This is a genomic window from Methanomassiliicoccales archaeon (assembly GCA_013415695.1).
In the GTDB taxonomy this organism is placed as follows: domain Archaea; phylum Thermoplasmatota; class Thermoplasmata; order Methanomassiliicoccales; family JAAEEP01; genus JAAEEP01.
The window spans coordinates 64969-82409 of record JAAEEP010000006.1; the positions used below are offsets into that span (position 1 = coordinate 64969).

Genomic DNA, 17441 nt, shown 5'->3' on the forward strand with positions numbered 1-17441 from the left:
ACTCATCAACGAATTCCTGTTCATGGACTTATTCGTGGCTCTGATATGCACATGACTCCCTAGGCTGTATTCGAGCCTCTGATTAAGAATCCCTTCGCCATTCTGTGCATGAGAAAGTTTGCCGAGGATAAAGTATGAGGTGGAGCCTGTCGGCAAATTCACCGATCGAGTATCTGGTGATCTTTTCCGAGTTCTCCTGATCGGCGTAATAAGGCGCAGGAAGTGGGCTCCTGTCCATGGCCTGTTTGCCATCGGGGCTCTGGACAGGGCGCGGGGATTACCGCACATCTTATATACCATAATCCTAATGCAAGGCTTAGCTGAACGCATGAGGACGTTCGACCAGACGCCTTGGGCAATGCATATGGCACCCCTCAATCGCTGCCCCACTGATTCTGGGCAGTGACAACAGCGTCACGGTCGAAGGTACTGACCTCGACACAGTTGAACGACTCGCGTAAGCGGAGAGAGAGGATTCTCTCCCAAACAGAGGGAGAATCATGCCGAACAAGAGACGTCCACGAAGAGGATCTAAAGCTTATTCACCTCGCAAGAGGGCCAAGAAGGAGACCCCGAGGCTGGATGCTTGGCCTGAGATCAGCGATGGACCCAAGGTCCAGGGATTCGCCGGCTATAAGGCTGGAATGACCCATGCACTGATCGTAGACTACAGGCCTAAGAGCACCACTACTGGCCAGGAGGTTCAGGTACCTGTCACCGTTCTTGAGGTACCCCCCATGAGGGTTGCCGCCGTCAGATTCTATGTGAATTCGACGTACGGTCTACAGACCCTTGGGGAAGTCTGGGCAAAGAACATCGATTCGATGCTTTCCAGGCGGCTACCCATACCCAAGAACTATGACCCAGGCAATGCCTGGAGGAAGATCGAGGGAAGGGATCTTGAAGATGTGAGGATCCTGGCCTACACCCAGCCCAAGCTGGTCAAGGGCGTACCCAAGAAGGTCCCGGATCTCATGGAACTCCGCATCGGCGGAGGGACCATGGAGGAGAGGACCGCATACTCCAAGGAACTCCTTGGTAAACAACTGACATTCAACGACTTCGCAAAGGAGGGAGATATGATCGATGTCTCCGCCGTGACCAAAGGCAAGGGATTCCAGGGAGCGGTCAAGAGGTGGGGCGTGAAGCTGCTGTCCCATAAGAACAGCAAACACCGCCGCCTTTACGGTAACCTCGGACCCAAGCGACCTGGATATGTTAGGCCCACAGTTCCGATGGCCGGTCAGGTCGGATACCATCAGAGGACTGAGTTCAACAAGCGAGTCCTGCGCTTCGGGGAGAACGGAGATGATGTGACCCCCAAGGGCGGATTCGTCAGGTACGGTCAGGTAGTGAATCCATACGTGCTCATCCACGGCTCTGTACCGGGTCCTTCCAAGAGGCTCATAAGGCTCAGGGATCCGGTAAGAAAGGGCGGAGTCAAGCTCACAGAGGCACCCAACTTCGCATATATATCGACTGAATCAAAGCAGGGGGCCTAGAGATGACTGGTAACAATTCATCCGTTAATGTATACTCGCTCGGAGGCGATGTGGTGAAGACCATTTCGCTACCCTCGGCCTTCGGAACGACCTTTAGGCCAGATATCATAAGGAAGGCGGTCGTCGCCCAGGAGGCCAACAAGAGGCAGCCCTACGGGCCCTCCAAGACGGCCGGGATGAGACATGCGGTCTCGACCTGGGGCAAGGGAAGAGGCGTTGCAAGGGTCCAGAGGCTGACCCAGGGTAGAAAGGCGGCCGAGTCGCCTAACAATGTTGGAGGGCGAAGAGCTCATCCCCCCGTACCCGAGAAGGATCTCTCTAAGAAAATGAACCGAAAGGAGAGGAGACTGGCAAAGCTTTCAGCACTGGCCGCCACCGCAGATCCCGACATCGTCAAGGGTCGAGGGCACTGGTTCGAGGAGGATGTGACCCTTCCCGTGGTAGTGGAGGATGACATCGAGACTCTGGAGACCGTCAAGGAGGTCCTGGATGCGTTGGAGAGCCTTGGCATCAGAGATGATATCATAAGGGCCAAGGAGGGAAAACACATCCGAGCTGGTCGAGGAAAGATGCGCGGCAGGAAGTATCGGAGACCCCGCAGCATACTGATCGTTGTATCCGGGGAGGACGTTCCCCTGGTAAAAAGCGCTGGCAACCTGCCCGGTGTTGAGATAGTCCCACCAAGCAGGCTGAACGCTGGTGTTCTGGCACCTGGTGGGGACGCAGGCAGGCTGGCTTTGTTCACCGAGTCCGCTCTGGGCAAGATAGGAGAGTGGTGATATGGTCGAGAAGAGGAAGATACTGCTTCATCCCTATGTCACAGAGAAGACCATGAACCAGATGACTGGGACTCCAACACAGGATTTCACTGACGGCAACAAGCTTGAGTTCATAGTTCATAAGAGCGCCTCCAAGAAGGAGATCAAGGAGGTCTTCGAAGAGCACTTTGAGGTCAAGGTGGATAAGGTTTCCACCAAGATCTCCAAGCATGGCAAGCACGCCATAATTAAGCTCGCCGAGGGATACTCGGCGGAAGAAGTCGGGATGAGGATCGGCGTGTTCTGAGGTGGTGTGAATGGGTAAGAATCTTAGACAGCAGAGGAGGGGTCGCGGAACTCCTACGTACCGATCCCCTAGCCACAAGCATGTGGCGGAGATAAAGCACCCCGCCTTCGACCACGGTACGGGCAAGGTTCTCGATCTGATACATGCGCCGGGGAGGAACAGCCCCCTGGCCGAGGTTGAATTTGACGGTGAGGTAATACCGATGATCGCGGCCGAGGGAATGCAGGTTGGCCAGGAAGTGGAGTTGGGCCCAGGAGCGTCCATCTACTCCGGCAATACCATGCCTCTCTCAGGCATCCCTGAGGGTACTCCCATCTACAATGTTGAGGGACGCCCGGGTGACGGAGGCAAGTTCATCCGCACTGCCGGGACATCCGCGAGCATCGTCAGCAGAGGAAAGAAGGTGGTTATCCTCATGCCTTCAGGCGAGTTCAAGACACTCGATCCGAGGTGCAAGGCTACCATCGGAGTTGTGGCAGGCGGTGGGCAGAAGGAGAAGCCTTTCGGCAAGGCGGGTGCGAAGTACCATGCCTACAAGAGCAAGGCCAAGGCAAACTTCTCAGTGCGTGGCGTGGCCATGAACGCTGTGGACCATCCACATGGTGGAGGATCACACCAGCATGTCGGTAAGCCCAGCACGGTAGGCAGAAATGCTCCCCCTGGCAGAAAGGTAGGTCACCTCTCACCAAAGAAGAGGAGCAAGAGGAAGTGATGTAGATGGCAGTAAAGATGGGTGGAACCAAGGCCTCTAGAAGGAGAGCCAGGAAGAAGAAAGGGGCGATAACGGCCCGAAGAAAGAAGGAGTTCACTTATCGCGGGTTCACCATGGAAGAGCTGCTCGAAATGCCCTTCGATGAGGTGGTGACCCTGATGCCGGCAAGGATTAGGCGCACGCTGATCCGCGGGCTCAACGATGAGCAGCGGACAACCTTCGATAAGATCAGGGATTCCGATGGGAACACTATAAGGACCCACCGGAGGGACATTCCTATCATCCCGCAGTTCGTGGGAAAGAGCGTGTCGGTGTACACTGGTAAAGAATTCAGGGATTTCGAGATCAAGCCCGAAATGATAGGGCACTACTTGGGAGAATTCGCCCCCACCAGGGGAAATGTAAGACACTCTGGTCCTGGTGTAGGTGCGACAAGGTCATCCAAGTTCCTGCCGCTTAAGTGAGGTGAAATGGCATGGTAGGATACACAATGGAAACTGACCCTGACAGCACCTCTCGGGCAATAGGCAAGGAGCTCCCGATCTCACCCAAGCACTCGAGGGAGATATGCAGCATGGTCCGGGGCATGGAGGTCAGCGTAGCCGTCGATGTTCTCAACGAGATCATCGAGTTGAAGCGAGCCGTTCCCTTCAAGCGATACAAGAAGTGCGTGTCCCACAAGAAGGGCACGGGACCTGGACGCTATCCCCAGAAGGCCGCCAAGGCCATACTGGGCGTCATAGAGAGCGCGATGAGCAACGCCGAGTACAAAGGCCTGGGCGTGGATTCCATGCGCATTAAGGTCATAGCCGCCCACTTGGGGCGGACTCAGCAGGGGTGGATGCCCCGAGCTTATGGAAGGGCGACTCCTTTCGATCATCAGACAGTAAACGTCGAAGTAATCCTAGAGGAGATGGAGTAGATGGCTAGTGAGAGGAAATTCATAGCTGAGAACATTAGGAGAGTGCTCCTCAAGGAGTACCTCATGAAGGAGGTCAACCGCGCTGGCTTCGGCGGCGTGGAGGTCCAGAGGACTCCAATGGGAACTCGCGTGACCCTTACGACCGAGCGACCTGGCATCGTCATCGGAAGGAGGGGTTCAGCCATCAAGAACCTGACTCGTGCCATCGAGGAGGATTTCAATTTCGATAATCCTCAGATCGAGGTGCAGGAGGTACAGGATCCTAACCTTAACCCCCAGATTATGGCAGAGAAGCTCGCCTTCGCTCTGGAGAGGGGATGGCACTTCAGGCGTGCTGGTCACTCCACTGTGCGACGCATCATGGAGTCTGGTGCCAAGGGTTGTCAGGTGGTGCTAGCTGGGAAGCTCACTGGCCAAAGACACCGGACCGAGAAGTTCAAGGCCGGTTACATCAAGTTCTGCGGTGAGCCAAGATTACAGTTCATTAAGACCGGTTTCGCCGTGGCGACCCTTAAGAGGGGCGTCATAGGTGTGAAGGTCGAAATCATGGACCCCGAGGCAAGGCTGCCCGACGAGGTGTCCGTGCTCACTCCTGCCCAGGCAAAGGACCTTCTGCCAGACCTCTTCGCCGAGATAGAGGCAAGAGAGGCTGCGGAGAGAGTTACCGCCTATGAAACCTCCGAGGCCAAGACCACGGAGGAGGATGTGGAGGAAGCACCATCGGAGGATGCCGAGGAGCCTCAGTCCGAAGACGCTCCAGTTGAGAGTGTTGAGGTTGAGCCCGCGGAAGAAGCCAATGTTGAAGGGGACAAGGAAGAAGAACCCGAGACGGTAGAGGAGGCCGAGTCTGAAGGCTCCGAAGAGGTGAAGGAGTAATGCCTCTGATGAAGACCTCCGAGATACGGGGCATGAGCGCTGATGAGCGCAAGGGAGTGCTACTGGAGCTCGAGGACGAACTGATGCATGAAAGGGGAGCCGCGGCTATGGGCGGAGCACCGCCCAACCCCGGTCGCATCAGAGCCCTTAGGACAAATATCGCAAGGATCCTAACCGTCCAGAAGGAGGAGGAAGAGAAGTAATGGCGGACATTTGCCCTGTGTGTGGATTGCCCGAAGAACTCTGCATGTGCGAGGAGATAGCTCGCGAGCAGCAGAAGGTGAGGATATCGACCGACAGCCGACGATACGGTAAGACAGTTACCGTCATCGAAGGAATAGACGCGAACGACATCGACATTGATGACCTGGCCCGGACGCTTAAAACCAAGTGCGCGGCAGGCGGCACAGCCAAGGATGGCCGCATCGAGCTCCAGGGCGAACACAGGAAGAAGGTCAAAAAGGCCCTTGAAGAGATGGGCTTCAAGACCGAGGTTCGGTGAGGTCATCCGTTGGGCAATATGAAGAGAAGGGATTTCATGAAACAGGAATTCATCGGCTTGAATGTAGAGGTCATCGGTTCCGCCCACCCCGGATACCGCGATATCAGCGGAATAGTGGTGGACGAGACAAGAAATACCCTGACCATCGAGGTTAACGGCAGGGAGAAGATGATACCCAAGCCCGGAAATGATTTCCAGTTCACATTCCAGGGTAAGAAGATCGCTATCAAGGGCGATGAGATCAGACATCGACCCGAGGACCGGATCAAGAAGTGTAGGTGATCTCATGGATCATGCTAAGGATATTGGTATTGACGTCAAGCCTCCCGAATCCGCCTGTGACGATGGCAACTGCCCCTTTCATGGCACCCTGTCCGTCAGGGGCCAGATAATCGATGGGGTGGTTGTTTCCACGAAGATGAACAATACAGCGGTAGTGGAGCGCAATTACCTGAAGTATCAGAATAAGTACGAGCGTTTCGAAAAGAGGACCAGTCGCTACTCCGTACACAATCCCCCATGCCTCCAGATCGGAGTTGGGGATGAGGTGAGGATCATGGAGTGCAAACCCATCAGCAAGACCGTCTCGTTCGTCATAATCGAAAAGAGGTGAACGGGATGAAGGGCGTTGCAGGCAATCAAACTAGAGGACTGGTCACAGGCTCCGAGCTCGATGTGATCGATAACACCGGGGCCAAGATGATCAAGATCATTTCCGTACCGGGGTACCACGGCGTAGCTCGCCGTTACCCAGCAGCGGGTATTGGTGACATAGTGGTCGCGTCCGTCAAGAAGGGCACTCCAGAGATGAGGAGACAGGTCGTCTACGCTGTAATAGTGAGGCAGAGGCGACCATTCAGGAGACCCGACGGGACCATGGTGTCCTTCGAGGACAACGCCGCGGTCATCACCACCGATACAGGTGAGACCAAGGGAACCGATATCAAGGGACCGGTAGCCCGCGAGGCGGCTGAAAGATGGCCCCGTATAGCGGCGACCGCTTCAGTGATAGTGTGAGGTGATGTGAATGGTTAAGAGCACCAAGGCAAGAAAGCAGAGGAAGGCCCTATTCAATGCACCCTCCCATTTGAGGCGCAAGAACGTGGCCTCCCATCTGAGTGAGAACTTACGCAGAGAGTATGGCAGGCGCTCGGCCCACGTCATCAAGGGCGATACCGTCATGGTCATGAGGGGCAACGAGGACCTTATTGGGACGGAGGGCAAGGTGGCTGAAGTAAACACAAGGACTGGCCGCCTCACCATAGAGGGTGTCACCATCCCCAAGGCTGACGGCACCGAGGTCAGCAGACCGATTCACGCCTCCAATGTGATCATTACTAAGCTTGACACTTCAGACTCCTGGCGCAGAGATATACTGACCAGGAAAGAGGAGGGAGCGCAATGAGCAAGAGTATGAAGAGGCTAACGGCTCCCCGCAGCTGGCCCGTCCCAAGGAAGACGGACCAGTGGATCACGAAGCCATCCCCCGGACCGCACCCCATTCAGAGGAGCATGCCGGTATTGACAGTGGTCAGGGACCTGCTCCAGGCGTGTGATACCGCGGCAGAGGCCAAGCGTATCATCGGGAACCGCGACATCATCGTCGACGGCCGCCCTGTCAAAGAGCATAAGTTCCCGGTGGGCCTCATGGACGTGGTCTCCATACCCAAACTTGAGCAGAACTTTAGGATGCTCGTGGACAGGAGGGGCAAGTTCCGCCTGGTCACCATCAGAGAGGGTGAGGAGAGCTGGAAGCTATGCAGGATTGAGAACAAGACCACCGTGAGGGGTGGAAGGATACAACTGAATCTTCACGATGGTAGGAACATCATAGTCAAAGAGAACAAGTACAAGACGGGCGACGTGCTCAAGGTCGAGGTACCCTCTCAGAAGATACTAGAAGTGTACCCCATGGCTAAGGGCAACATAGCCATGGTCATCAGCGGGGCGCACGCGGGAGAGATCTCGGTCATCGAGGAGTACGAGGTCAGCAGGACCCCTTCCTCCAACATCGTCCGCTTCAGGGACGGAAAATCCACCGTCAAGGACAACGTGTTCGTGGTAGGCACGAGCGCGCCCGTCATCGAGCTGCCGGAGGCGAGTGTGATATGAGCGAGGCTATGAGGCAGCTCAGGATAGAGAAGGTGGTCGTTAACATAGGAGTCGGAGAGGCTGGAGAGCGCCTGGTCAAAGCCCAGAAGGTTCTGGAGATGCTTACCGGGCAGACCCCATTGGTCACCGTCTCCAAGACCACCAACCGAGATCTCGGGATCCGTGAGGGGATGCCTATTGGGTGCAAGGTCACTCTGAGGCACGACATCGCGGATAACTTCCTCAAGCGCGCCCTGTGGATCAGGGAGAACCGCATAGCGGAGTACTCATTCGATCCCGAAGGGAACCTGTCCTTTGGTATATCGGACTACACGGACTTCGAGGGTATGAGGTATGATCCCGAGATCGGCATATTTGGAATGGATGTGAACGTGGTAATCCAACGCCCTGGTTACAGGGTGACGAAGCGAAGGATAATGACGCGCAGGCTGCCCCACAGGCACCGAGTCACCCGACAGGAGGCGATGGATTTCATGAAGGAGCAATTCGCAGTTGAGGTGGTGGAATGAAACCCAAGAAGGAATTCGGCAGGAAGAAGGGCTGCCAGCGCTGCGGAAGGAAGGCGGGCATCGTACGCCGTTACGGCATTCATCTATGCCGTCAGTGCTTTCGCGAGATCGCTCCCGAGATAGGTTTCAAGAAGTACTCGTGAGGTGAGAGAATGCAGAGCGATCCATTGAACGACGCTATGTCGATAATAAAAAACGCCGCGTTGGTCGGTAAGAGCAACTGCCTGATCACTCCATCCTCCAAGCTCATTGGAAGGGTGCTCAAGGTGATGCAGGAGAGCGGCTACATCAATGCCTTTGAGTTCATCGAGGACGGCCGAGCTGGTGTGTTCAAGGTTGACATGAAAGGCACCATTAACAACTGCGGCGTGATCAAGCCCCGATACTCGATCAAGCGTACCGAGCTGGACAAATGGGAGTCAAGGTATCTTCCCGCCCAGGACTTCGGGGTGCTCATACTCACCACCACCGAGGGCGTGGTCAGCCATATGAAAGCAAAAGAACTGGGAGTCGGAGGCAAGCTCCTGGCATTCGTATATTGAGGGATCAAGATGACAATTACCGGGATGCTGGAGCAGGAGATAGAGATTCCAAAGGGAGTCTCGGTTCAGATCAACGGCCCCCAAGTCATAGTGAAGGGTCCCAACGGACAGCTGTCGAGAAGGCTATCCCATCCCAGGGTGAAGATCAGGAAGACCGACAGCAAGGTGCTGGTTTACTGCGAGTTCCCCCGGGTCAAGGAAAAGGCTCTGGTGGGGACCTTCGCTGCCCACGTTCGTAACATGGTCTACGGGGCTGAAAGTGATTTCGAGTACCACATGAAGATCGTTTATTCCCACTTTCCCATGAAGGTCAATGTTCGCGGCAACAGGTTTGTCATAGAGAACTTCATGGGAGAACGTTCTCCAAGGGGTGCAGACATACTAGAAGGCGTGAAGGTCGCCGTGAAGGGTAGCGATGTTACCTTAACTGGGGCTGACATCGAGGCTGTGGGACAAACAGCAGCCAACATCGAGAAGGCAACCCGCATAAGGGGATACGACCCCAGGGTGTTCCAGGATGGTATATACATCGTCGTGAAAGGAAGGAGGGCTGCGGCATGAAGAAGCAGCAAGAGATACGCAAGATCTCAGACCTCCCTTACTACAAGGAGGAACATGCCCAGGTCCTCGAGGACAAGGGCATCAAGAACCTTGATGATTTGCTGGACACCCTCTACGACGAGGAGAGGTCCAAAGAACTCATCGACGGCCTTAAGGGAGTCGGTCCGAAGATAGCGGACCAGTGGGTCGAGCTCATCGAGGACCTCGGCGTCTTCGAGCATGAAGAGGAGGCCGAGGAAGAGGTTGAAACCGTCGATCAAGAGGTCGAGGAGGAAACAATCATCGAAGAGCCCGAGGCCCTCATCGAAGAGGGAGGACCTGAAGTGGTCGAGGCGGGCGGATACTTTGCCGCCCCCAAACCCGTAATGGACGACGAGACCCGCAGGCTGTTCGAGCAGAGGAAGACCTACAAGATGCCCAAGTTCAAGAGGCAGGAATGGTTCCGATACAAGAAACTGGGCGAGAAGTGGAGGAGGCCCAAGGGCATCCACAGCAAGCTGAGGCGAAATTACAAGTACCGCCCTCCCATGGCTTCCATCGGATACGGGACGCCAAAGAAAGTGAGAGGACTCCACTCCTCTGGCTTTGAGGAAGTGCTTATACATAACCCCACACAGCTTGAGGGTTTGAACCCCAAGACCCAGGCTGCCAGAGTCGGTGCTACCGTGGGTTACAGGAAGCGCCTTGATATCGAGAAGAAAGCCTCAGAGCTTGGGATTCACATACTCAACAGGACGGGATGATCATGGATCTCAAGAATCAGAAGCGAATGGCGGCTGAACTCCTCGGATGCGGCTTGGGGCGTGTGTGGATAGATCCCAACAGGATCGAGGATGTCGCCGACGCAATCACCAGGGCGGACATTAGAACCGCTATCGACTCGGGCACTATCAAGGCCCTCCCCAAGAAGGGCATTTCCAAGGCGAGGACCAGGTACGCCCATGATCAAAGGAGCAAGGGAAGGAGGCGCGGTCCCGGCAGCCGTAAGGGCGCAGCTGGGGCAAGGCAGCCACGCAAGAGGAGATGGATCCAGACAATCCGGCCCATCAGGGAAGAGTTGAGAAATCTCCGCGACGAGGAGAAGATCACCCGATCAGTTTACAGGGAGTTCTATCTCAAGGCGAAGGGCGGGATGTTCAAGAGCAGGAACCATCTGATCAGCCACCTCAGGTCAGAGGGGCATCTCAAGGAGGATAACTGATGGCTCAGGGTCCAAGATATAAGGTACCATTCCGTCGACGCCGCGAGGGTCGCACGGATTATCGATACAGGGCAAGGCTCCTCAGGGCAAGGGTGCCCAGGGCCGTGGTTAGGCTGTCCAACAAACATGCCTCGATCCAATTCATCGAATACAACGCAGAAGGCGACAGAGTAATAATCTCAGCCCACTCCAAGGACCTCAAGGACTATGGATGGGAGACGGTGACCAACAACATACCTTCGGCATACCTGACAGGCTACCTGGCCGGCAAACGTGCTCTCCAGAAGGGCATCGAGGAGGCTGTCCTGGACATCGGTCTCAAGGTTCCAGCGAAAGGTGCGACATGCTTCGCCGCCCTTAGGGGAATGGTGGACGCCGGCATGTACATCCCTCATGGAGAAGAGATCATCCCAGATGAGGATAGACTCAAAGGGGGTCACATCAGTGAGGAGCTGAAGAACCAGGTAGATAAGATCAAAGAAGAGATGGAGGGTGAGTGAAATGGAATGGAACCCTAAAACCAGGCTGGGGAAGAAAGTGCTCGACGGTGAGGTAACCACTATGAGCGATGTCCTGGCCACCAAGCTCCCCCTAAGGGAGCCCGAGATAGTGGACATCCTGCTGCCCGAGATGGCCGATGAGGTCATAGATCTCAACATGGTACAGAGGATGACCGACTCCGGTAGGAGGGTGAAGTTCGGGGTCACCTGCGCCGTGGGCAACGGTGATGGTTTCGTCGGCATCGGGCGCGCCAAAGGGAAGGAGGTCGGGCCCTCCATCAGGAAGGGTATCGACAACGCTAAGCTGAACATCATAGAGATCAAGAGGGGCTGTGGCTCATGGGAATGCGGGTGTGGAACCCCACACACCCTGCCTTTCGAGGTCAGGGGAAAGGCCGGTTCCGTGGAGGTCATTCTAAGACCAGCACCCCGGGGTATCGGGCTCGCGGTAGGCGACGTTTCCAAGAGCATTCTTACCCTGGCCGGTATCAAGGATGCATGGGGATTCGCAAAGGGCCACACCAAGACCACTGTGAACTACGCTCTGGCCACATTCGATGCCCTCATCAAGACATCAGAGATCAGGGTCAGCGATGCCCAAGCGAAGCGCCTCAGAATAATCAGCGGTCCGACCATGGTCCACATAGCGGAGCAGCAGTTCACCGAAGAGGCGGCCGATGATGCCGCTGCAAAGGAAGAGTGAGGGAAATGGCGTACGCAGTCATTAGAATTCGCGGCACGGTCAATGTGAACCGCAAGATCGAGGATACCATGAATATGCTCAACCTTACTCGGGTGAACCACTGCGTCATCTTGCCGGAAAACAACATAATGAAGGGCATGCTTGACAAGGCCAAGGATTACATCACCTGGGGAGAGGTCAGCGAGCAGAACCTCGCCCGCCTAATTAAGTTCAAAGGTAGGCTGATGGGCGACAAGCCCATCGATGACAACTACATCATAGAGAACTCGGAGTTCACTTCGATAATGTCCCTTTCAAAGGGCATTTCGAACAATGAGTTCAGTTACAAGGACCTTAAGAACGTGAAGCCCGTTTTCAGGCTCAGTCCTCCCCGGAAGGGGTACGAAGGAATCAAACGCTCCTTCCGTAACGGTGGAGCGCTGGGATACCGCGGGGAGGACATCAACGACCTCTTGGAGAGGATGTTGTAGGAGGGACCACAGATGCCAAGTAGAACAAAGAAGCTCAGAGGTAGTCGCACCCACGGCCGCGGTAAGAAGGCCGGTAGAGGAGCCGGTAAAAGAGGCGGTCGCGGTAACGCTGGATTGTGGAAACACAAAAAAATGAGCATTTATAAATACAACCCTGAGCATTTCGGCAGACGAGGTTTCAAGCGGCCCCAGAAGGTCGTTTCCGCCAAGATAACAATGAATGTGGGGTATCTCGAGGAGAACCTCGAGTCCCTGAAGAGGGATGGGTTTGCGACCGAGAAGAGTGGCATGACGACAATTGACCTTACCAAAATGGGCGTCGATAAGCTCCTCGGATTCGGCAGAGTGGGAACACCGCTGCAAATCGTTGTCCCTGAGACCTCCGAGCGCGCGAGGAACAAGGTAGAGGAAGCGGGCGGAACGATCATGGAGCCACAGTGACTACTCTGTGATTCCCATGGCTACCGAGGAAAAAAGTCTGCTTTACAGGTTGAAACCCATTACTGACAGGTTACCCGCCGTCAGCAGGCCTGAGGGCCACGTGCACTTCAGGTCCAAGATGATGTGGGTAGTCCTGATCCTCGTTTTCTATTTCGTCATGACGAATGTCTTCCTATACGGTCTGGATCAGCAACAGACCGTTGACCTCTTTGCCCAGTACCGAGCCATACTGGCAGGGGCGCAGGGGTCCTTGATGCACCTGGGCATAGGCCCGATCGTCACCGCATCGATTATCATGCAGCTCTTCGTCGGAGCGAAGATCATCAAGCTCGATCTGAACGATGACGATGACAAGGCGGTGTATCAGAGCAGCCAGAAATTCCTAGTGATCGTGATGATCGTCGTGGAGGCAGCTCCCCAGGTGTTCGGTTACCTGGTGCCATCCGAGGCTTTCATTGGAAATCTGGATGGAGTATTCGGAGCTACGGGAATATTAAACGGCCTAAATATGGCCAGATTGATAATCGTACTTCAACTATTCATAGGATCATACTTAGTCTTCTTGATGGATGAGGTTGTATCCAAATGGGGTATAGGTAGCGGTATATCGCTGTTCATCGCGGCCGGTGTAGCGCAAGCGATATTCACTGGAACTCTTAACTGGCAGGCGGTCGATGGTACCCTCCCGATCAGTCTGGACAACCCACCTTCGGGAACGCTCCCAAAGACCGTCTTCATCATGCAGAACATGTCCGCATCGGAGATGGCCAGCGGGGGCTATGAGCAAATATTGCTTTCGAATCCAAATCCAATGATAGCTCTAGTGGGAACTATAGCAATATTCTTGTTCGTCGCCTATGCTGAAAGTTCCCGTATAGAACTTCCATTGGCCCATGGTTCGGCAAGGGGCGCACGTGGAAGATACCCCATCAAGCTCATCTACGCGTCGAACATACCCGTCATCCTGATGGCCGCTCTGCTGGCTAACATCTCGATGATCACCCTGATCCTCTACAATAGCGGTGTACCCCTGATTGGTAACAACCCCCTATTGGGTTATTATCCGCCGGGTACCAGCCAAGCGGCTGGAGGTTTAGCGTGGTATCTCAGCGCACCTATGGGTCTAGGCGAATGGTTGCTTCCCATGCTAGATCCAACGAGATATGGATATCTGGTCTACGACCATAGTCCATTGCAGACGGGAATTCGGGTGACAACTTACTTCACCATCATGGTACTCGGTTCGGTAATGTTCGCGAAATTCTGGATCAATACGACCAATATGGGACCAGACGCAGTCGCGAGACAGATCGAGAGCAGCGGTCTCCAGATACCTGGATTCAGAAGGGATCCGAGGGTATTGAGAAGGGTTCTCCAACGATACATACCAGTGGTAACTGTACTCAGCGGTGCGATAGTGGGAGCTCTGGCAGCAGGCGCAGACCTCATCGGAACTGTCGGAAATGCGTCCGGTACAGGTGTACTGCTAGCTGTAGGAATATTGATACAGTTCTACGAGGCTATGGGTAGGGAACAGATGATGGAAATGCACCCGGTCTTGAGGCAGTTCTTCGGAGGTGAGTAGCGATGCCTAGTGAATCCCAACAGGCGATGAGCTGGTCAAGGATGGCAACGATATTCGTTCTCATACTTGCAGTCTTTATCCTCTTCGACCAGAACCTGAGGAATGGATTAGGGCAATTGGTGGGTTACGGCCTAGAACCCCTAGTAGGATTCGGGGGCGCATATCCCGTCGTCACCCTTTTCCTGACTGGCATGATCATGACATCGATCACCATCATCGTCAGGCACTTCTTCACGGATTATGTGGACCAGATTAGGAGCCAGAAGATCGTATCAGCGTTCAACAAGGATCTTCGAGAGGCAAGGATGGAGAACAACACCTACAAGATCAAGAAGCTCACGGAGATGCAGCAGGACATCCTGCAGAAGTCGATGAAGGCATCTACTGCCCAGCTGAAACTCCTGCCCATCACCATGATTGTCATCATACCCATCTTCGCCTGGCTGGCGGTGTTCATGGGACAGGTCCCTAACACCATCATATCCGTTCCGTGGGCACTCAATGTCAATCTCATAGACACGATATTACTACCCATTTGGGTAATACTGTACTCGCTAATCAGCGTTCCTTTCGGCCAGATACTGATGCGTTCACTCCGCTTCTTCGAGTTCCGGAAGCGCCTCAGAGAGCTGGAAGCTGGTGAATAATGAGAATAACCATAAGCGGACCCCCGGGCTCCGGTAAGACCACGGTGTGCCGACGACTCTCGGAAATGCTTTCCATAGAGTGCGTAATATCCGGAGAGGTATTCAGGCAGATGGCGAAGAACCACGACCTGAGCTTGGCGGAGTTCGGTGAGCTAGCGAAGAACGACCCCTCCTACGATCGAATGCTCGACGATAGAATGCTGGAGATCGCCAGGAAGAATGATACAATAATTCTTGAGGGACGCCTGACCGCTTACATGCTGACACGGAACGGGCTTGAGGCCTTCAAGATTTACCTCGATGCCGACATACAGGAGAGGGCCAGCAGGATATCGAAAAGGGAGGAAATTCCCATGAAAATCGCCCTTGAGCGCATAAAGGAGCGTGAAAGGTGCGAGGCTGCCAGATACTTGGAGTACTACGGCATAGATATCTCTGACCAATCGGTCTACGACCTGGTTTTGGATACAACCAACATCCCGGCGGAGAAGGTCGCGGACCTCATCCTGGACAAGGTGACCCCATGACCAAGATGCTGGTACGTGAAAAAACACCTATGTCCTTCAAGTGGGGGAAGGAACCCTCCAAGAGGAGTCTGGAAGAACTCCTCCAAGCCTCGGTCATCAATCTTGACAAACCTCAGGGACCAACCTCTCATCAGGTATCCGCCTGGGTAAGGGATATCTTCGACATCAGCAAGGTAGGCCACGGCGGCACGCTTGACCCCAAGGTGAGCGGGGTCCTGCCCATTGCCCTAGGGAAGGCGACCCGCGCCATGGACCTTGTTCTGCAATCCGATAAGGAGTACGTGTGCGTGATGCGCCTCCACCGTGACGCGGATGAGGAGAAGGTTCGATCGGTGATAGACACCTTCGTCGGGGAGATCTACCAAATGCCCCCTGTCAGGGCAGCTGTGAAACGCCAGCTGAGGACCCGGAGGGTGCACTTCATTGACGTCCTCGAGATCGAAGGCAGGGATGTCCTTTTCCGGGTAGGGACTGATGCGGGAACCTACATCCGCACCCTGTGTGTAGACATTGGGGAGGCTCTTGGCATAGGGGCACACATGGAGGACCTCCGTAGAGCGCGATCAGGTTCCATGATCGAGGACCACTCCGTGACACTTCAGGACATCAAGGACGCTCATGTCTTCTGGAAGGAGGATGGTGATGAGCGCCCTCTGAGGGGAATGCTCATGCCATGGGAGGTCCTTCTGGAGCCCATTCCCAAGATCACGCTGAAAGGTACTGCCGTCGACGCCATATGTCACGGCGCGGACCTCGCCGCGGTGGGAGTCCAAGAGGTCGAATCCACCGTGGAGAAGAAGCAGCTGGTCGCCCTTCTAACGGACAAGGGGGAGGGTGTTGCTTTGGCTATAGCCGAGATGACTGCTCAACAGATGGTTGATGCCGAAGAGGGGCTGGCCGCTCGAACCAACCGAGTGTTCATGGATCCGGGCACATACCCAAAGATGTGGTGATTAGAATTCTAGTAGGGACCGCTGGTCCTTTGCCAGGGGATAGGAATCGATACTCAGCCTGGTTTGGATTTGAGATGCAAGATCTCTCTCGAAGCCATGATGAGTATACACCACGGAAGGCTCGCATTTTTCAGTGAACCACAGAAGGTCGTTGAAATCGGCATGGTCTGAAAGTATGAATGCCTCGTCCACGCCCATCCTTTGCCTGAACGAGGAATCAACGGCCCACCCCGAAATCGAGATGGTGAGCATACCCTTCTTGCGCAGGTTCTCGATGAAGCTCGCCCTTCTTACCCCCGTGGGGCATATCATTAGGAACGGCTCCTCCATTCTTCTAAGATCAAATGGCCGATAGGAGAACTCCACTCCGACATCCTCTATCAGCTGGGTCATGAGCAGTGAGGATCCGTAGAGATAGGGATCCATATCCTTGAACAGCATGAGCATCTCCTGGGACTTGCCCAGGGGATATGCAAGAACCGCAACTGACCTTCCTGAGGCGAGCTTGTCCTCGACCCAGTCCAATATGGTCCGCTCCATCTCCTCCCTTGGGGGAAAGATGTAGCGCGGCAGCCCAAAGGTGGATTCCAGGATCAGGATATCGGTCTTGACGGGCTTCGCCCCCATCAATCCCAGACGATCCCTGGAACACATATCTCCGGTGTAAAGGACCCTCTGTTCGCCCTCGAACAGGAACATGTTCGACCCGAGTATATGACCGGAGTCCAGTACCTTGACCTGGGGATGTTCCTTGATCTTCAGTTTCCGCTTGAGCCGGTCCTGAGCACATCTTTGGGTAATGGGAGAGCATATCACTTCATCACCCAGCATCTTACTGGGCAGGTGATCGAAGTGAGCGTGGGATATGCAGTAGATCCCGCTGTGACCTATGTCGACGGGGTCGAAGTAGCATTTCACCTCTCCTAGGAGTTCAACGCCGTTCCCAAGTCGAACATTCGGACCCTCCACCATGCGCACCCCATATTGCCCCATGGCTATATTTGACTTGACCCGAACTCGGTTGATTTGCCCGCCCATTCAATGGAAATGGAATCGAGGGATCCAGGCTTGCTGGTTCGAGCGGGATGGCACCCATCCTGACACTTTCGGG

General features: G+C 54.8%; 30 protein-coding genes. 29 read left to right on the forward strand and 1 reads right to left on the reverse strand.

Annotated features, from left to right (window positions below; all coding sequences use genetic code 11):
* Positions 1-118: 118 nt before the first annotated feature.
* From GKC03_04360 to GKC03_04500, 29 genes are all read left to right on the forward strand, one after another.
* The gene (locus tag GKC03_04360) at positions 119-406 is read left to right on the forward strand and encodes a hypothetical protein (protein NYT11769.1); all 288 of its coding nucleotides are present in this window, start codon (positions 119-121) and stop codon (positions 404-406) included.
* A 94-nt stretch (positions 407-500) separates the two neighbouring features.
* On the forward strand, positions 501-1502 hold the full coding sequence (locus GKC03_04365; GenBank protein ID NYT11770.1) for a 50S ribosomal protein L3: 1002 nt from the start codon (positions 501-503) through the stop codon (positions 1500-1502).
* Between the two features lie 2 nt (positions 1503-1504).
* Positions 1505-2281: a 50S ribosomal protein L4 gene (locus GKC03_04370; protein ID NYT11771.1), complete on the forward strand. Its 777-nt coding sequence runs from the start codon at positions 1505-1507 to the stop codon at positions 2279-2281.
* A 1-nt stretch (position 2282) separates the two neighbouring features.
* A complete protein-coding gene (locus GKC03_04375; GenBank protein ID NYT11772.1) occupies positions 2283-2567 on the forward strand; it encodes a 50S ribosomal protein L23 in 285 nt (94 codons plus the stop codon).
* A 10-nt stretch (positions 2568-2577) separates the two neighbouring features.
* Entirely contained in the window at positions 2578-3279 is a 702-nt protein-coding gene (locus GKC03_04380) for a 50S ribosomal protein L2 (protein NYT11773.1), read from the forward strand.
* A gap of 5 nt (positions 3280-3284) precedes the next feature.
* Positions 3285-3743: a 30S ribosomal protein S19 gene (locus GKC03_04385; GenBank protein NYT11774.1), complete on the forward strand. Its 459-nt coding sequence runs from the start codon at positions 3285-3287 to the stop codon at positions 3741-3743.
* An 11-nt stretch (positions 3744-3754) separates the two neighbouring features.
* The gene (locus GKC03_04390) at positions 3755-4201 is read left to right on the forward strand and encodes a 50S ribosomal protein L22 (protein ID NYT11775.1); all 447 of its coding nucleotides are present in this window, start codon (positions 3755-3757) and stop codon (positions 4199-4201) included.
* Entirely contained in the window at positions 4202-5077 is an 876-nt protein-coding gene (locus tag GKC03_04395; GenBank protein NYT11776.1) for a 30S ribosomal protein S3, read from the forward strand. It abuts the gene before it with no gap.
* Positions 5077-5280 carry a 50S ribosomal protein L29 gene (gene rpmC / locus GKC03_04400; protein ID NYT11777.1) on the forward strand — a complete coding sequence of 68 codons (204 nt, stop codon included), beginning with the start codon at positions 5077-5079 and terminating at the stop codon, positions 5278-5280. Before GKC03_04395 ends, rpmC begins: the two co-directional genes overlap by 1 nt.
* The gene (yciH, locus tag GKC03_04405) at positions 5280-5579 is read left to right on the forward strand and encodes a stress response translation initiation inhibitor YciH (protein ID NYT11778.1); all 300 of its coding nucleotides are present in this window, start codon (positions 5280-5282) and stop codon (positions 5577-5579) included. Before rpmC ends, yciH begins: the two co-directional genes overlap by 1 nt.
* An 18-nt stretch (positions 5580-5597) precedes the next feature.
* Positions 5598-5861, forward strand: a complete 264-nt coding sequence (locus tag GKC03_04410; GenBank protein ID NYT11779.1) for a ribonuclease P protein subunit — start codon at positions 5598-5600, stop codon at positions 5859-5861.
* 4 nt (positions 5862-5865) lie between these two features.
* On the forward strand, positions 5866-6192 hold the full coding sequence (locus GKC03_04415) for a 30S ribosomal protein S17 (GenBank protein NYT11780.1): 327 nt from the start codon (positions 5866-5868) through the stop codon (positions 6190-6192).
* Positions 6193-6197: 5 nt separating this feature from the next.
* A complete protein-coding gene (locus GKC03_04420) occupies positions 6198-6596 on the forward strand; it encodes a 50S ribosomal protein L14 (GenBank protein NYT11781.1) in 399 nt (132 codons plus the stop codon).
* 10 nt (positions 6597-6606) lie between these two features.
* Complete coding sequence (locus GKC03_04425; protein ID NYT11782.1) at positions 6607-6984, forward strand: 50S ribosomal protein L24; 378 nt, start codon at positions 6607-6609, stop codon at positions 6982-6984.
* The gene (locus GKC03_04430) at positions 6981-7691 is read left to right on the forward strand and encodes a 30S ribosomal protein S4e (GenBank protein ID NYT11783.1); all 711 of its coding nucleotides are present in this window, start codon (positions 6981-6983) and stop codon (positions 7689-7691) included. Before GKC03_04425 ends, GKC03_04430 begins: the two co-directional genes overlap by 4 nt.
* 8 nt (positions 7692-7699) lie before the next feature.
* The gene (locus tag GKC03_04435; GenBank protein ID NYT11784.1) at positions 7700-8200 is read left to right on the forward strand and encodes a 50S ribosomal protein L5; all 501 of its coding nucleotides are present in this window, start codon (positions 7700-7702) and stop codon (positions 8198-8200) included.
* Positions 8197-8343, forward strand: coding sequence for a 30S ribosomal protein S14 (locus GKC03_04440; GenBank protein NYT11785.1), 147 nt, complete (start codon positions 8197-8199; stop codon positions 8341-8343). Before GKC03_04435 ends, GKC03_04440 begins: the two co-directional genes overlap by 4 nt.
* A 9-nt stretch (positions 8344-8352) precedes the next feature.
* Entirely contained in the window at positions 8353-8742 is a 390-nt protein-coding gene (locus GKC03_04445) for a 30S ribosomal protein S8 (GenBank protein NYT11786.1), read from the forward strand.
* Between the two features lie 9 nt (positions 8743-8751).
* Positions 8752-9303, forward strand: a complete 552-nt coding sequence (locus tag GKC03_04450; GenBank protein ID NYT11787.1) for a 50S ribosomal protein L6 — start codon at positions 8752-8754, stop codon at positions 9301-9303.
* 365 nt (positions 9304-9668) lie between these two features.
* On the forward strand, positions 9669-10046 hold the full coding sequence (locus GKC03_04455; GenBank protein ID NYT11788.1) for a 50S ribosomal protein L32e: 378 nt from the start codon (positions 9669-9671) through the stop codon (positions 10044-10046).
* 2 nt (positions 10047-10048) lie between these two features.
* Positions 10049-10504 (forward strand): 50S ribosomal protein L19e, encoded by a 456-nt coding sequence (locus GKC03_04460; GenBank protein NYT11789.1) that lies wholly within the window; start codon positions 10049-10051, stop codon positions 10502-10504.
* The gene (locus tag GKC03_04465; protein ID NYT11790.1) at positions 10504-11004 is read left to right on the forward strand and encodes a 50S ribosomal protein L18; all 501 of its coding nucleotides are present in this window, start codon (positions 10504-10506) and stop codon (positions 11002-11004) included. Before GKC03_04460 ends, GKC03_04465 begins: the two co-directional genes overlap by 1 nt.
* 1 nt (position 11005) lies before the next feature.
* Positions 11006-11707 carry a 30S ribosomal protein S5 gene (locus tag GKC03_04470; GenBank protein ID NYT11791.1) on the forward strand — a complete coding sequence of 234 codons (702 nt, stop codon included), beginning with the start codon at positions 11006-11008 and terminating at the stop codon, positions 11705-11707.
* A 5-nt stretch (positions 11708-11712) separates the two neighbouring features.
* Complete coding sequence (locus GKC03_04475; protein ID NYT11792.1) at positions 11713-12177, forward strand: 50S ribosomal protein L30; 465 nt, start codon at positions 11713-11715, stop codon at positions 12175-12177.
* 12 nt (positions 12178-12189) lie between these two features.
* Entirely contained in the window at positions 12190-12618 is a 429-nt protein-coding gene (locus tag GKC03_04480) for a 50S ribosomal protein L15 (protein NYT11793.1), read from the forward strand.
* A 16-nt stretch (positions 12619-12634) separates the two neighbouring features.
* Positions 12635-14203 (forward strand): preprotein translocase subunit SecY, encoded by a 1569-nt coding sequence (gene secY, locus GKC03_04485; protein NYT11794.1) that lies wholly within the window; start codon positions 12635-12637, stop codon positions 14201-14203.
* Positions 14204-14205: 2 nt separating this feature from the next.
* A complete protein-coding gene (locus GKC03_04490; protein NYT11795.1) occupies positions 14206-14850 on the forward strand; it encodes a DUF106 domain-containing protein in 645 nt (214 codons plus the stop codon).
* The gene (locus GKC03_04495) at positions 14850-15377 is read left to right on the forward strand and encodes an AAA family ATPase (protein NYT11796.1); all 528 of its coding nucleotides are present in this window, start codon (positions 14850-14852) and stop codon (positions 15375-15377) included. The genes GKC03_04490 and GKC03_04495 overlap by 1 nt, the downstream gene beginning before the upstream one ends.
* Positions 15374-16330: an RNA-guided pseudouridylation complex pseudouridine synthase subunit Cbf5 gene (locus GKC03_04500; protein NYT11797.1), complete on the forward strand. Its 957-nt coding sequence runs from the start codon at positions 15374-15376 to the stop codon at positions 16328-16330. The genes GKC03_04495 and GKC03_04500 overlap by 4 nt, the downstream gene beginning before the upstream one ends.
* On the opposite strand, the gene GKC03_04505 is transcribed toward GKC03_04500, so the two are convergent.
* Positions 16331-17302: a hypothetical protein gene (locus tag GKC03_04505; protein NYT11798.1), complete on the reverse strand. Its 972-nt coding sequence runs from the start codon at positions 17300-17302 to the stop codon at positions 16331-16333.
* Positions 17303-17441 lie beyond the last annotated feature (139 nt).